The sequence below is a fragment of the Streptomyces sp. NPDC088350 genome (assembly GCF_044753545.1).
Lineage (GTDB): Bacteria > Actinomycetota > Actinomycetes > Streptomycetales > Streptomycetaceae > Streptomyces.
The window spans coordinates 595,142-606,664 of record NZ_JBIVNL010000001.1; the positions used below are offsets into that span (position 1 = coordinate 595,142).

The 11,523-nt window shown below is 69.9% G+C and carries 10 protein-coding genes and 2 pseudogenes; 7 read left to right on the forward strand and 5 right to left on the reverse strand.

The window, feature by feature from the left end; translation table 11 throughout:
- Positions 1 to 75: 75 nt before the first annotated feature.
- The 3 genes from ilvA (at position 76) to ACIQBL_RS02795 (ending at position 3,363) form a co-directional block, all read left to right on the forward strand.
- A complete protein-coding gene (gene ilvA, locus ACIQBL_RS02785; protein WP_401935946.1) occupies positions 76 to 1,305 on the forward strand; it encodes a threonine ammonia-lyase in 1,230 nt (409 codons plus the stop codon).
- Positions 1,306 to 1,477: 172 nt separating this feature from the next.
- A complete protein-coding gene (locus ACIQBL_RS02790) occupies positions 1,478 to 2,509 on the forward strand; it encodes an ATP-binding cassette domain-containing protein (RefSeq protein ID WP_401935948.1) in 1,032 nt (343 codons plus the stop codon).
- Positions 2,506 to 3,363 carry an ABC transporter permease gene (locus ACIQBL_RS02795; RefSeq protein WP_401935950.1) on the forward strand — a complete coding sequence of 286 codons (858 nt, stop codon included), beginning with the start codon at positions 2,506 to 2,508 and terminating at the stop codon, positions 3,361 to 3,363. The genes ACIQBL_RS02790 and ACIQBL_RS02795 overlap by 4 nt, the downstream gene beginning before the upstream one ends.
- Positions 3,364 to 3,486: 123 nt before the next feature.
- Here the strand turns inward: ACIQBL_RS02795 and greA are convergent, their stop codons facing one another.
- Both greA and ACIQBL_RS02805 read right to left on the reverse strand, forming a co-directional pair.
- Positions 3,487 to 3,987 carry a transcription elongation factor GreA gene (gene greA, locus ACIQBL_RS02800; RefSeq protein WP_043679814.1) on the reverse strand — a complete coding sequence of 167 codons (501 nt, stop codon included), beginning with the start codon at positions 3,985 to 3,987 and terminating at the stop codon, positions 3,487 to 3,489.
- Positions 3,988 to 4,155: 168 nt separating this feature from the next.
- A complete protein-coding gene (locus ACIQBL_RS02805; protein WP_401935952.1) occupies positions 4,156 to 4,554 on the reverse strand; it encodes a DUF4307 domain-containing protein in 399 nt (132 codons plus the stop codon).
- A gap of 156 nt (positions 4,555 to 4,710) precedes the next feature.
- Between ACIQBL_RS02805 and mca the strand changes: the two genes are divergently transcribed.
- Both mca and ACIQBL_RS02815 read left to right on the forward strand, forming a co-directional pair.
- A complete protein-coding gene (mca, locus tag ACIQBL_RS02810) occupies positions 4,711 to 5,574 on the forward strand; it encodes a mycothiol conjugate amidase Mca (RefSeq protein ID WP_401937025.1) in 864 nt (287 codons plus the stop codon).
- Positions 5,567 to 5,812 carry a hypothetical protein gene (locus ACIQBL_RS02815; RefSeq protein WP_401935953.1) on the forward strand — a complete coding sequence of 82 codons (246 nt, stop codon included), beginning with the start codon at positions 5,567 to 5,569 and terminating at the stop codon, positions 5,810 to 5,812. Before mca ends, ACIQBL_RS02815 begins: the two co-directional genes overlap by 8 nt.
- A 25-nt stretch (positions 5,813 to 5,837) precedes the next feature.
- Here ACIQBL_RS02815 and ACIQBL_RS02820 read toward each other — a convergent pair whose 3' ends face one another.
- Positions 5,838 to 9,041 (reverse strand): tetratricopeptide repeat protein, encoded by a 3,204-nt coding sequence (locus ACIQBL_RS02820; protein ID WP_401935955.1) that lies wholly within the window; start codon positions 9,039 to 9,041, stop codon positions 5,838 to 5,840.
- Positions 9,042 to 9,480: 439 nt separating this feature from the next.
- Positions 9,481 to 10,047 (reverse strand): annotated as a pseudogene (locus tag ACIQBL_RS02825) (Uma2 family endonuclease).
- Between the two features lie 191 nt (positions 10,048 to 10,238).
- Between ACIQBL_RS02825 and ACIQBL_RS02830 the strand changes: the two are divergent.
- Positions 10,239 to 10,394, forward strand: a pseudogene (locus ACIQBL_RS02830) (DUF255 domain-containing protein); the annotation flags it as partial.
- 291 nt (positions 10,395 to 10,685) lie between these two features.
- Positions 10,686 to 11,231, forward strand: a complete 546-nt coding sequence (locus tag ACIQBL_RS02835; protein WP_401935957.1) for a Uma2 family endonuclease — start codon at positions 10,686 to 10,688, stop codon at positions 11,229 to 11,231.
- Between the two features lie 103 nt (positions 11,232 to 11,334).
- Here ACIQBL_RS02835 and ACIQBL_RS02840 read toward each other — a convergent pair whose 3' ends face one another.
- Positions 11,335 to 11,499 (reverse strand): hypothetical protein, encoded by a 165-nt coding sequence (locus ACIQBL_RS02840; protein ID WP_401935959.1) that lies wholly within the window; start codon positions 11,497 to 11,499, stop codon positions 11,335 to 11,337.
- Positions 11,500 to 11,523: the final 24 nt, after the last annotated feature.

Consider the following 11,523-nt stretch of genomic DNA (forward strand, 5'->3'; position numbering starts at 1 on the left):
ACCGGCGCTGCGCAAACCAGTCTCGGAGCTTGGTCACAGCCGCGACGCGCCCCTGTGAACTGCGATGCTTGAGTCATGAGCTACAGCACGGCTGACTCCTTGCGACCCGTCACGCTCGACGATGTGCGCGGCGCTCAGAAGATGCTCACGGGCGTGGCGCGGGTGACCGCGATGGAGGGCAGCAGGCACCTGACCCAGCTCGTCGGCTCACCGGTGCACTTCAAGTGCGAGAACCTCCAGCGAACCGGTTCCTTCAAACTGCGCGGCGCCTACGTCCGTATCGCCGGACTGCTCCCCGAGGAGCGCGCCGCCGGTGTCGTCGCCGCGAGCGCCGGCAACCACGCCCAGGGTGTCGCCCTCGCCTCCGCGCTCCTGGGCGTGCGCTCCACGGTGTTCATGCCCCAGGGCGCACCCCTGCCGAAGATCAGCGCCACCAAGGAGTACGGCGCGGAGGTGCGCCTGCACGGCCAGGTGGTCGACGAGACCCTGGCCGCCGCGCAGGAGTACGCCCACGAGACGGGCGCGGTGTTCATCCACCCCTTCGACCACCCCGACATCATCGCGGGCCAGGGCACGGTCGGCCTGGAGATCCTGGACCAGTGCCCCGAGGTGGGCACGATCGTCGTCGGGATCGGCGGCGGAGGGCTCGCGGCCGGTGTCGCGGTCGCCGTGAAGGCGCTGCGGCCCGACGTACGGATCGTGGGCGTGCAGGCGGCCGGCGCCGCCGCCTTTCCGCCCTCGCTGGCGGCCGGCCGGCCAGTGTCGATCCGGCACCCGGCGACGATGGCCGACGGCATCAAGGTCGGGCGCCCCGGCGACGTGCCGTTCGGGATCGTCGCCGAACTGGTGGACGAGGTCCGCACGGTCACCGAGGACGAACTGTCCGCCGCCCTGCTGCTGTGCCTGGAGCGGGCCAAGCTGGTCGTCGAGCCGGCCGGCGCCAGCCCGGTCGCCGCGCTGCTGAGCGACCCGCGGGGATTCGAGGGACCGGTCGTCGCGCTGCTGTCCGGCGGGAACGTCGACCCGCTGCTGCTCCAGCGCATCCTGCGCCACGGCATGTCCGCGCAGGGCCGCTACCTGGCCGTACGGCTGCGGCTGACGGACCGGCCGGGAGCCCTCGCGACGCTTCTGGGGGTGTTGTCAGTGGTCGACGCTAACGTCCTCGATGTGAGCCACGTCCGGACCGATCCTCGGCTCGGGCTCACGGAGGCGGAGGTCGAGCTGCATCTGGAGACGAAGGGTCCGGTGCACTGCGCCGAGGTCGGCCACGCCCTGCGCGACGCCGGGTACACGGTCATCGACTGAGGTCGGAGCCCGTTCGCCCCTCGTCCCGTCACCTGTCCTGTCACTCGTTCGAGAAAATCCGTTGAGAGACGCGATACATCGCGTTATGGTGTGTCTCGTGCTCGCTCATCCTGCATGAAAAACAGCACAAACCTAGGCTTCTCGAAGAATCCCCGACGACGTGGAGACTGATATGCCAGGCGCCATCTATGCCGAAGGCCTGGTGAAAACCTTCGGCGATGTGAAAGCTCTGGACGGCGTCGACCTCGATGTCCCCGAGGGCACCGTGCTGGGCCTGCTCGGGCCCAACGGCGCGGGCAAGACGACGGCCGTCCGCTGTCTGACCACCCTGCTGCGCCCCGACAGCGGCAAGCTGGTCGTCGCCGGCCTCGACGTGCTCAAGCAGCCCAACGAGGTACGGCGGTCCATCGGCCTCTCCGGCCAGTTCGCCGCGGTCGACGAATACCTGACCGGCAGGGAGAACCTGCAGATGGTCGGCCAGCTCTACCAGATGAAGGCCAAGGCCGCGAAGGCCCGGGCCGAGGAGCTGCTCGACCAGTTCAACCTCGTGGACGCCGCCGACCGCACCGCCAAGACCTACTCCGGAGGCATGCGCCGCCGGCTCGACCTGGCGGCGGCGCTCGTCGTCTCCCCGCCCGTGATGTTCATGGACGAGCCGACCACCGGCCTGGACCCGCGCAACCGCCAGATGCTGTGGGAGGTCATCAAACAGCTCGTCGCGGGCGGTACGACGCTGCTGCTGACCACGCAGTACCTGGAGGAGGCCGACCATCTCGCGCACGACATCGCGGTGGTCGACCACGGCCGCGTCATCGCCCGCGGCACCTCCGACCAGCTCAAGGCCCGCACCGGAGGCGAGCGCGTCGAGGTCGTCGTCCACGAGCGCGACCACATCCCGATCGCCTCCGCCCTCCTGGACAAATACAGCCTCCGCGGCTCCGGCAAGGGCGACACCGCCGTCGAGGAGCACATCCGCAAGATCACCACGCCCGTCTCCGGCGGGGCCAAGCTCCTCGCCGAAATCATCCGCGAGCTGGACACCCAGGGCATCGAGATAGACGACATCGGCCTCCGCCGCCCCACCCTCGACGACGTGTTCCTCTCCCTGACGGGCCACCTGGCCGAGGAGAAGGACGAGGAGAACGGCACGGACGCCGCCCCGGACACCAAGGACCGCAAACACAAGAAGGAGGCCGCGAAGTGAGTGCCGTCACCGATGCCGCACCGATCGCGGCGCCGAGCAGCGCGCTCGGCCAGTCCGTGCACGACTCGCTGGTCGTCGCCAAGCGTAATTTGATCAGGATGTCCCGAATTCCCGAAATGGTAATTTTCGGGCTCATTCAACCCATCATGTTCGTGGTGCTGTTCACCTACGTCTTCGGCGGTTCCATGCAGATCGGCGGCAGCACCAGCGCCACCGACTACAAGAACTTCCTGATGGCGGGCATCTTCGCGCAGACCGTCACGTTCGCGACCGCCAGCTCCGGCGCGGGCATCGCCGACGACATGCACAAGGGGCTCATCGACCGGTTCCGCTCGCTGCCCATGGCGCGCGGTGCGGTGCTGACCGGGCGGACGCTCGCCGACCTCGTGCAGACCGCGCTGACGTTGCTGGTCCTCGCGATAGTCGCCCTGCTGGTGGGCTGGCGGGTCGGCTCGGACGGGGGCACCAACGCAGGCAAGGTCCTCGGCGCGTTCGGGCTGCTGCTTCTGCTCGGTTACGCGTTCACCTGGATCGGCGCCCTGATCGGGCTCACCGTCCGGACGCCCGAGGCGGCCACCTCCGGCGGGCTGATCTGGCTCTTCCCGGTGACCTTCATCTCGAACGCGTTCGTGGACACCAGCCACATGACCCCGTGGCTGCGCCACATCGCCGAGTGGAACCCGTTCAGCGCGACCGTGCAGGCCTGCCGGGTGCTGTTCGCCAACCCGGGACAGTCGCCCTCGGACGCCTGGCCCATGGTGCACCCGGTGTGGGCGTCACTGATCTACTCGCTGCTGATCATCGTCATATTCCGGACCCTGGCGGTGCGCAAGTACCGCTCGGCCACGGCCTGAGGAGACACACGGCCTGAGGAGCACGCAAGGCGGCGACCCGAGCAGGACGCATGACGAAACCCCCGGCGCCGCAAGGCCGCCGGGGGCTCGTCGAGGGCGAAGGACTGGGACCGGTCCCGTGGGTCAGCCGTTGTACGGCTCGGCCTTGAGGATCGTCACCGAGGCCTTCTTGCCGTTGGGCAGCTCGTACTGCGCCACCTCGCCGACCTTGTGGCCGAGCACGCCGGAGCCCAGCGGGGACTGCGGCGAGTAGGTCTCGATGTCGGCGCTGGCGTACTCGCGTGAGGCGAGCAGGAAGGTCGTGGTGTCGTCCTCGTCGCCGTCGAAGGCGATCGTGACGACCATGCCGGGCGCGACCGCGCCGTCCGTCGACGCCGGGGCCTCGCCGACCTTGGCCTTCTCCAAGAGCTGGGTCAGCTGGCGGATGCGGAGCTCCTGCTTGCCCTGCTCCTCCTTGGCCGCGTGGTACCCGCCGTTCTCGCGCAGGTCGCCCTCCTCGCGTGCGGCCGCGATCTTCACGGTGATCTCGGCGCGCGCGGGACCAGACAGGTACTCCAGCTCGTCCTTGAGCTTGGTGTACGCCTCCTGCGTGAGCCAGGTGACGTCTTCGCTGGTCTGGGTCACAGGTGCTCCTCGTAGGTACTGGGAATACAAAGCATCGCCCTACCCAGAAGAATGTTCCTTCATGGAAGGGCGAAACCACGAGCCTAACAATTCAACGGCCCAAGGGGGAGGACATAAGCCGTCAGAAATACGTCAACGCAGGTCAAGGCATACGTAACGAGGGTGACGTCAGTCGGAGTGGCAGCCGAGCAGCTCGGCCGTGGTGCCCCTGGCCGTGGTGCGCAGGGTGACGACCTTGTCGATGCGGGTCGCGGAGCCGCCGAAGCGGAAGTCGGCGCGGCCCACCTCGGACTGGTCGGCGGCCTGGGAGCGCAGGGTGCAGTAGCCGGTGGTCCCGGAGTCCTTGTGGACCTCCAGATGCACCTTGACCTCGTTGCCCGAGGCCTGGAAGGTGATCACCTCGGCGCTGATCTTGGCCTCGACGACGTAGTGGTAGGCGAAGTACCCGACGAGGGCGAGCACGGCCGCCGCGAAGACGGCACCGGCGATCTTGAGCTTGTGGTCGGCACGCTCGTCCGACGAGCGGCCGTAGCGGCCCTCGGGCAGTCGCGTGCTCGCCGTACTCATGATCGTCCTCCCGGCAAGGGGCTCAAGGGGCCTCCGAAACCGGCCCCCGGAATTATTCGCCTCCCGATTCGGTCACTATAGAAGCGCCGATCGCACCCCAGGACACCGGGGCGCCGACTTACTGAGGATTGAGTCTTGACTGACCAGCTGCGACTGATGGCCGTCCACGCGCACCCCGACGACGAGTCGAGCAAGGGCGCGGCCACCATGGCGAAGTACGTGTCCGAGGGGGTGGACGTGCTGGTCGTGACCTGCACGGGCGGGGAGCGCGGCTCCATCCTCAATCCGAAGCTCCAGGGCGACAAGTACATCGAGGAGCACATCCACGAGGTACGCAAGAAGGAGATGGACGAGGCCCGCGAGATCCTCGGCGTCAAGCAGGAGTGGCTCGGCTTCGTCGACTCGGGCCTGCCCGAGGGCGACCCGCTGCCGCCGCTGCCCGACGGGTGCTTCGCGCTGGAGGACGTCGACAAGGCGGCCGGCGAGCTGGTGAGGCAGATCCGCTCCTTCCGTCCGCAGGTGATCACCACCTACGACGAGAACGGCGGCTACCCGCACCCCGACCACATCATGACCCACAAGATCTCGATGGTGGCGTTCGAGGGCGCGGCGGACACCGAGAAGTACCCGGAGGGGGAGTACGGCCCGGCGTACCAGGCGCAGAAGCTGTACTACAACCAGGGCTTCAACCGGCAGCGCACCGAGGCGCTGCACAACGCGCTGCTCGACCGGGGCCTGGAGTCGCCGTACGGGGACTGGCTGAAGCGGTGGGACGAGTCCGGGACGATGCGGGAGCGCACGCTCACCACGCACATTCCGTGCGCCGAGTTCTTCGAGATCCGGGACAAGGCGCTGATCGCGCACGCCACGCAGATCGACCCCGACGGCGGCTGGTTCCGGGTCCCGATGGAGATCCAGAAGGAGGTCTGGCCGACCGAGGAGTACGAGCTCGCGAAGTCCCTCGTCGATACCTCCCTCCCCGAGGACGACCTCTTTGCGGGCATCCGCGACAATGCCTGACATGAGCTCAAGCGCAGCCCTGGCAATGACGCACCTGGTCCCCCTCGCCGAGGTCGACGAGAACAAGGTCACCCCCGGCGTCCTCGGCTTCATCGTGTTCGCGGTGATGGCCCTGGCCGTGTGGGGACTGATGAAGTCCATGAGCAAGCAGATGAACCGGGTCGACTTCAAGGAGGCCCCGGATCCGAAGGCGGAGTCCGAGGCCGCCCCGGTCGAACCCAAGGCCAAGCAGGGCTGACCGGGCGGGGCCCGTACGGGGGTGTTCAGGGCCGGTCCGGCACCGCCACCCCCATCACCTCGCGGGCGTGCCGGCTCGGCACCATGCCGAGCCGCCAGGCCTGCCAGCCCGCCTCCAGGCTGACGCCCCGCTCCAGCAGCAGCCGGTACGCCTGCACGTAGTCGTCGAGTTTCTCGTCGCGGTGCGGGTGGCCGGCGCGGGAGAGCTGGGCGAGTTCCTCCTGCGCGACCGCCGTGCCGACCTCGACGCCGCCGGGGGCCGCGTACGGCAGGAGCGTGGAGCGCAGGAAGTGGGCCCAGTCCTCGCCGCGGTGATCGCCGTAGGAGGTGAACAGGCCCAGTGCCTCGTCGCACAGTGTCAGGGCCTGTTGGGTACGGGCGTTGCCCGCGTCGACCACCGCGAGTTCCAGGCAGGTCCACGCCTCGCCGTGGGCGACGCCGATGCGCTGGAAGTCGGCGCGGGCGTCGACGAGGAGCTGGCGGGCGAAGCCGGAGTTGCGCAGGGAGCCGGTCTGGGCGGCGCGCTGGTCGCGGGTGACGCGGGCCGAGTGGTGCCGGGCGCAGGCCAGGCCGTAGACGTCGCGCATGCGGGAGAACATCGTCCGGGAGCGTTCCAGCTCGCGCACCGCAAGGTCGAGGTTGCCCGTCTCCTCCAGGGCCTGGCCCAGGTAGTAGATCGTCCAGGCCTCGCCGCGCGCGTCCTCGTTCTCGCGGTGCCGGGCGGCTGCCTGGCGCAGGCCGTCCACGGCCGGGGCCGGGTCGCCGGCGACGAGTCGGGCGCGGGCCAGCTGGGTCAGGGCCCAGGCCTCGCCGCGGGCGTCGCGGGTACGGCCGTAGAGGCCGAGGGCGGTGGTCAGTTCGGACTCGGCGCGCGGTATGTCGCCCATGCGCAGGCCGAGTTGGCCGAGCTGGAAGTGGGCCCACGCCTCGCCGTGCACGGACTCGCCCGCGCGGTGCAGGACCAGGGAGTCGGTCAACAGCCGCATGGCTTCGGGGAGTCGGGCGCGGTCGCGTTCGACGGCGGCCAGGGCGTGCATCGTCCAGGCGCGGTCGGTGGCCAGCTCGGGCGGGGCCTGGAGGTCCAGTGCCTCGCGGAGTTTCGCCGCCGCCTCGGTGAGGTTGCCCTGGTGGTGGAGGGTGATGCCGAGCGAGCACAGGGCGCGCGCGGCGCCCGCGTCCTGGTGGGCCTCCCTGTAGAGGTCGACGACGGAGGCGAGGGTGGTGCGCGCCTTGTCGAGTTCGCCGAGCTGCCGGGCCGCGATACCCGTACGCCACTGCACCGAGCGGACAAGGAGGCCCTGGTCGACGGCCTGCGCCAACTCGCTGATCTCACCGAGGCGGTAGAGGTCGCCGCGCAGCAGGCAGTAGTCGCAGAGCGCGCCGAGGAGATTCAGTACGGCGCCCTGGTCGACGCCGTCCGCGTGCCGCAGCGTCGAGGTGATGAAGCTCGACTCGTCGTCCAGCCAGCGCAGTGCCTCGTCGAGGGAGGTGAAGCCGTGCGGGCCGAACCGGTCCGAGCGCGTCGACATGTTGCCGTCGACCAACCGCAGTACGGAGTCGGCGAGTTCGGCGTAGTTCACGATCAGCCGTTCCTGTGCCGCCGTACGCTCCGACGGTTCCTCCTCGTCGAGGAGGCGGGCCTGGGCGAAGGCGCGGACCAGGTCGTGCAGCCGGTAACGGGTGCCGCGGACGTGGTCGATGAGGCCCGCCCGGGACAGGGCCACCAGGTGACGGGTCGCCTCCGTCTCGTCCGTGCCCAGCAGGGCCGCCGCCGCAGCCGCGCCCAGTGAGGCCCGGCCGGCCAGTGCCAGTCGGCGCAGCAGCCTGCGGGCCGGGTCCGACTGGTCGGTGTAGCGCAGCCACAGCACCCGCTCGACCGGCTCCACCGGGCCGTACGCGCCGAGATCCGTGGCGAGTTGGCGCGGTGAACGCGGGCCGAGGGACGAACCCGCGATCCGCAGCGCCAGCGGCAGCCCGCCGCACAACTCCCTGATCCGGTCGGCGGATTCGGCGTCGTAGGGTCCCGAACCGTCCTGTGCCGCCGCGCCCAGCAGCTCCTCGGCGCCCGCCGCGTCCAGCGACTCGACCGGCAACTGGTGTACCCGGGCGGCGAGTTCGGCGGGCAGGTCGAGAGGCTTGCGGGCGGTGACCACGACCAGGCTGTCCGAGCGCTCGGGGAGCAGGGTGGCCACCTGCGCGACATCGGAGGCGTCGTCGAGGACGATCGTCACCGGCAGGCCGGTCAGGTGCTGGTGGTACAACTCGCCCAGCCGCTTGACCTGTTGGTCGGGGGAGGAGCGTTCACGGAAGAGCAGTTGCTCGCGGGGTGCACCGAGCCGGTTCAGCAGGTGCAGCAGCGCGTCGCGGGTCGGCAGCGGGGACTCGCCGGGGCTGTCGCCGCGCAGGTCCACCACGCAGGCACCGCGGAAGTGGTCCCGCAGATCGTGCGCCGCACGCACCGCGAGGGTGGTGCGCCCCGAGCCGGGAGCGCCGTGCAGGACGACCACCGTCGGCCGGGTCTCCGTGCTCGCGCGGGCCGCCCGCACCAGCTGCCGGATCCGGGCCAGCTCCGCCCGACGGCCGGCGAACACGCCCACCGGGTCCGGGAGTTGACCGAAGGACTGCTCCAGCACACTCCGCCGGCGGGCCGCCGCGCTCTTGTCCGCGCCGCGCAGCTGCGGCCCCGGCTTCTTCGTCGGCCCCGTGGAGGCGGCGAGCACCCGCTGCTGGTCCAGGAACGGACGGATGCCCCGCACCTCCAGCGCCGTCAGCCACTGCAACCGCAACTGCTCGGGGCCGCCGGGCTGGCTCGCGGCCCCGGCACGGTGATGCGCGGCGGGCAGATGGGAGGCGGTCACCTTCACCACCGTCGCCGCCGCGCCCACCACACCGACGGCAGCGCCGGCGCCGAACGCCGTGCCCGCGCCGGTGCCGAGCGCCAGGTCGGCCGCCACCGCCGCGACCGCTCCAACGGCCGCCACCAGCAAGGGAGTTGACCCGCCCTCCTTGGCGTAGCGCTGTCCGAAGGTGAGCTGTCCGGCCGACGCCTCGTCGAGAGCCCGTGTGTACGCCTCGTACTCCTCGGCCGCCGTCTGGGCCATGGCGTCCAGAGCGGCCCGGGACCGCGTCAGCAGCACCTGCCCGTCGGTACGCCCGCCGGAGCGCCGCACCTCCTCCTCCACGGCCCGGGCCAACAGCCGTTCGGCGTCGCTCCGATGGCTGTCCCGCATGTCGCGTCCCCCTCCGACGGCAACTCCTTGGCCTATGAGTGTCCTTCGGGGGAGGCGTGAGCGCGAGAGGGCGACGATCACCTGTTCGCCGTGCGAGAGGGGCGGGCCGTCCTGCGGCTACCGGCTCCGGTCAGGCGCGCTGGAGGCAGCCGCTGGCCCCTGGGCGCCCCCGTATCTGCGACGCCGTAGCGTTGTGACCGAGGTCGGCGTGTGTGGCGGCTTCCTTCCGGCGGTCTCCTGACGCGCGGCGGTAGCGGAGGGATTCGCTGTGTGTCGCGGCAGCGATGTGCTCCGGCACCAGCCAGGGACTCTCTGCGCGGCGCCCTCGGAGAGCTGCGCCCTGATGGCTTGCTGTTCCTGGGTTCGACCGACGAACCGTGCCCGATCTCCGTCGGCCTGTGCCAACCGTTGACGATGCCGCCGAAGGGAACGCCGGTCGTCAGATGGATCCGAGGTCGACGGTGACGGAGAAAGGCACGGTGGCCTTGATCACGCCGGTGAACATCTCGCCGTCCCTGTAGGTCTTGGTGGCGGGGTCGAGAACGTAGGTGCAGACGATCGGGACACCGGTCGCGGCCTGTTCGATACGCCAGTAGAAGGGGATGCAGGACTTGGCGTACTGGTCCACCTTCGCGATCCGGTCGGTGGTCTCCGAGCCGGGCGACACGACCTCGACGACCAGGAGTACGTGTTCGGGGCGGGTGGGCGTGAGATCGATGGTCTCTGCCCGGTACACGGCGACATCCGGACGCCGGTTGGTGAGCGGAGCGTCCTGCGGGCGGACATCGAAGTCCGTGTCGGCGTTCCAGTCGGGGCCTGCGGCGGCCTCCAGGGCATTGGCCAGGATCCGGGCCAGCCGGTTGTGCCGCTTGGACGCACTCGGGCTCACCACGACCATGCCGTCCACGATCTCAATGCCGGCGCACTGCTCCTCGGACCAGGAGTCTTACTGCTCCGCGCTGATCTGCGTGTGCATCCAGGCGGGCGCGACCATCTCGGCGGTCATGGCGTACCTCCTTCGAGGATGCTCCACAGTTCCGATACCGCTCGGCTCAGCGTACTGTCCTGTGCCGCCAGGGCGCCCGACCGCAGATGGAGAGCCGTGGGGGCCGGAGGCCGCCGTGGGACCGGCCGCTTTTCGGGCGCGGGCCGCCGGGCCGCCGGGCCGCTGGGAAGTGACGTGAGAGGGCGAGGGTCGTGAACCGACTGGCCCATGAGACATCCCCGTATCTGCTCCAGCACGCCGACAACCCCGTCGACTGGTGGCCCTGGTCGACCGAGGCCTTCGACGAGGCCCGGAAGTCGAACAGACCCGTCCTGCTGAGCGTTGGATACAGCAGCTGGCACCGGTGCCAGTGACGGAACACAACCAGGTAAGTCATGACCTGGGATGCTTGCGGGGAGTGCCTGCGGGGACACGTACGATGAGTGGCTGGGCAGGACATAGGCGCCTGGGCCGAAGACCGGCTGGCCAGTTCGCCCGAGTGGGCGCCCGAGCAGTACGCCGGCATTCGCCAGCGCTTGGAGGTACACCTCCGCCGCTGCCGCCCATGAATACGACGCCACCCCGGGCGGCACTCCCGTAGTGGACCCCGCGGGGGACCGCGGCCCCATATTCTGAGAGGCGAGAGGAAGGAGCCGTTGATGGGCGTCGACGCGGTCATGCACACCGAGTTCCCCGCTGGGTACGTGGTCTTCTTCGGTACCGACGGGAAAGTGGTCATGACCCCGCGGAGCTTTGAGCACTCCAGCACGATCAAGTCGATGCAGATCGACTCGCTCTCGCTCGGCCGGCACGCGAAGACCGCATCCGACGTGTACCTGGACTTCCCGGCCGACGAGAACTCGGCCCCGGACTTCGCGATCCTGCGGGAGGACGCGCAGCGGCAGGGCAAGCGCTACGGCTTCGAGGACGTGCTGCTGATCGCCGAGGTGGTATCGGTCTCCTCCGCGCGCGAGGACTACGACGACTGCACCGCGAAGTACGGCCGCTACGGCATTCCGGTCTACGTGGTGGTGGACCCGTACGCCGCCGAGGTCGTCGTCCACACCCAGCCCACCGGCTCCGGCTACATCGCGGCGCACACGCACAGCTACGGTTCGGGCAAGCTGCCCATCGAGCTGGCCGATGGGCGGACCTACACCCTCGACCTGGATGAGCTGCCCCGGCCCGAGGCCGACGCCCGCTGACGGCACCGGCTCGTTCACCGTCCGGCTCGTCGAGCTTCATTGCCTGACGCTCCGGTGCCGTACGGCGCGCGGAGGCGCCAACTGCTGTCTGCTCAGGTGGTGTTCAATGACGGTTGCGGCGGTTGCGGATCAGGCGGACGACGTAGACGGGACCGCCGATGGCGGCGCCGACGATGAGGGCCCAGAACGCGAAGTAGGCGGGGCCGGGGTGGAAGCCGGTGGTGGTGTTGGCGGCGGCCACGACGGCGGTGAGCGGCTGGTGGGACACCTGCTGGTCCTTGGGCGTTGGCGG

What these genes read in the sequence shown, in the direction of transcription:
- ilvA (WP_401935946.1), top strand. Translation starts at nt 76, where the DNA reads ATGAGCTACAGCACGGCTGACTCCTTGCGACCCGTCACGCTCGACGAT.
- ACIQBL_RS02790 (WP_401935948.1), top strand. Translation starts at nt 1,478, where the DNA reads ATGCCAGGCGCCATCTATGCCGAAGGCCTGGTGAAAACCTTCGGCGAT.
- ACIQBL_RS02805 (WP_401935952.1), bottom strand. Translation starts at nt 4,554, where the DNA reads ATGAGTACGGCGAGCACGCGACTGCCCGAGGGCCGCTACGGCCGCTCG.
- mca (WP_401937025.1), top strand. Translation starts at nt 4,711, where the DNA reads ATGGCCGTCCACGCGCACCCCGACGACGAGTCGAGCAAGGGCGCGGCC.
- ACIQBL_RS02815 (WP_401935953.1), top strand. Translation starts at nt 5,567, where the DNA reads ATGCCTGACATGAGCTCAAGCGCAGCCCTGGCAATGACGCACCTGGTC.
- ACIQBL_RS02820 (WP_401935955.1), bottom strand. Translation starts at nt 9,041, where the DNA reads ATGCGGGACAGCCATCGGAGCGACGCCGAACGGCTGTTGGCCCGGGCC.
- ACIQBL_RS02835 (WP_401935957.1), top strand. Translation starts at nt 10,686, where the DNA reads ATGGGCGTCGACGCGGTCATGCACACCGAGTTCCCCGCTGGGTACGTG.